The following is a 2,273-nucleotide window of genomic DNA, read 5'->3' as shown; positions in this document are numbered from 1 at the left end:
CCCTCAAAGAATGTCCGGCGGCGACCTACTCTCCCACAACCTCCCGGTTGCAGTACCATCGGCGCTGTGGGCCTTAGCTTCCGGGTTCGGAATGGAACCGGGCGTTTCCCCCACGCTATGACCGCCGTAACCCTAACCCCACACCACCACCCTCAACACGGGCAACAGCAGGGAAATCTACGGGTCACACAACAGTGACACTATTCAACTGAAACACCTCAACCACCCACTAACACGTGGACAGCCGGTTGCAATCAGACAACCGCACAGTGGACGCGAACACCAACCCATCACCTTGAAGCAAGCAATGGGATAAGAGTGTGTGTAAGTCATCGGCCTATTAGTACTGGTCAGCTTCACGAGTCTTCAGTCCTCGCTTCCACATCCAGCCTATCAACCCAGTGTTCTAGCTGGGGGCCTCACACCCTCAAAGGGGCAAGGAAATCTCATCTCGAAGCCGGCTTCCCGCTTAGATGCTTTCAGCGGTTATCCATCCCGAACGTAGCTAATCAGCCATGCACCTGGCGGTACAACTGACATACCAGAGGTTCGTCCGTCCCGGTCCTCTCGTACTAAGGACAGACCTTCTCAAATTTCCAACGCGCGCAGAGGATAGGGACCGAACTGTCTCACGACGTTCTGAACCCAGCTCGCGTACCGCTTTAATGGGCGAACAGCCCAACCCTTGGGACCTACTCCAGCCCCAGGATGCGACGAGCCGACATCGAGGTGCCAAACCATGCCGTCGATATGGACTCTTGGGCAAGATCAGCCTGTTATCCCCGAGGTACCTTTTATCCGTTGAGCGACGGCCGTTCCACAACGAGCCGCCGGATCACTAGTCCCGACTTTCGTCCCTGCTCGAGCTGCCACTCTCACAGTCAAGCTCCCTTGTGCACTTGCACTCGACACCTGATTGCCAACCAGGCTGAGGGAACCTTTGGGCGCCTCCGTTACATTTTAGGAGGCAACCGCCCCAGTTAAACTACCCATCAGGCACTGTCCCTGACCCGGATCACGGGCCGAAGTTAGATATCCAGAGTGACCAGAGTGGTATTTCAACGGCGACTCCACGAACACTGGCGTGTCCGCTTCACAGTCTCCCACCTATCCTACACAAGTCACACCGAATACCAATACCAAACTATAGTAAAGGTCACGGGGTCTTTCCGTCCTTCTGCGCGTAACGAGCATCTTTACTCGTAATGCAATTTCGCCGAGTTCATGGTTGAGACAGCGGGGAAGTCGTTACTCCATTCGTGCAGGTCGGAACTTACCCGACAAGGAATTTCGCTACCTTAGGATGGTTATAGTTACCACCGCCGTTTACTGGGGCTTAAGTTCTCCGCTTCGCCGAAGCTAACGGGTCCCCTTAACCTTCCAGCACCGGGCAGGAGTCAGTCCATATACATCGTCTTACGACTTCGCATGGACCTGTGTTTTTGATAAACAGTCGCTTCCCCCTGGTCTCTGCGGCCCCGATCCCCTCACACCAGCACGTGGTGCTCAAGGTTGGGGCCCCCCTTCTCCCGAAGTTACGGGGGCATTTTGCCGAGTTCCTTAACCATGATTCTCTCGATCGCCTTAGTATTCTCTACCTGACCACCTGTGTCGGTTTAGGGTACGGGCAGTTTGAACCTCGCGCCGATGCTTTTCTAGGCAGCATAGGATCACCGGATCACCCACCATGTGGGCGCCCATCAGGTCTCAGGCATACAGCCGGCGGATTTACCTACCGGCAGCCCTACACCCTTAGACCAGGTCATTTCCATTGCCCGGCCCGGCTACCTTCCTGCGTCACACCTGTTAATGCGCTTGCCTCCCCGGTTCAGGTCCCGCGCTCCCATCACCGACCCCGTCAAAGACGAGGTTCGGGATGGTTCGGGCGGTTAGTATCACCGGCTCAGCATGGGCGGTTCTTCACTGGTACGGGAATATCAACCCGTTGTCCATCGACTACGCCTGTCGGCCTCGCCTTAGGTCCCGACTTACCCAGGGCAGATTAGCTTGACCCTGGAACCCTTAGTCATCCGGCGGACGGGTTTCTCACCCGTCTTTCGCTACTCATGCCTGCATTCTCACTCGTCCACAATCCACCAGAAGTTACCCGCTGGCTTCACCTCGTGAACGACGCTCCCCTACCCATCCAGCAAAACTGAATGCCACGGTTTCGGCGGTGTACTTGAGCCCCGCTACATTGTCGGCGCGGAATCACTTGACCAGTGAGCTATTACGCACTCTTTCAAGGGTGGCTGCTTCTAAGCCAACCTCCT

At 56.0% G+C, this 2,273-nt stretch carries 2 rRNA genes; both read right to left on the bottom strand.

The window, feature by feature from the left end:
* Positions 1-12 precede the first annotated feature (12 nt).
* A 5S ribosomal RNA gene (gene rrf, locus UN64_RS19725) occupies positions 13-129 on the bottom strand.
* A 191-nt stretch (positions 130-320) separates the two neighbouring features.
* Positions 321-2,273, bottom strand: a 23S ribosomal RNA gene (locus UN64_RS19720); the annotation flags it as partial.

This window comes from Fictibacillus arsenicus, from assembly GCF_001999465.1.
GTDB classification, from domain to species: domain Bacteria; phylum Bacillota; class Bacilli; order Bacillales; family Fictibacillaceae; genus Fictibacillus; species Fictibacillus arsenicus.
The sequence above is the reverse complement of the archived record's forward strand: the minus strand, read 5'-3'. Positions and strand labels throughout refer to the sequence as shown.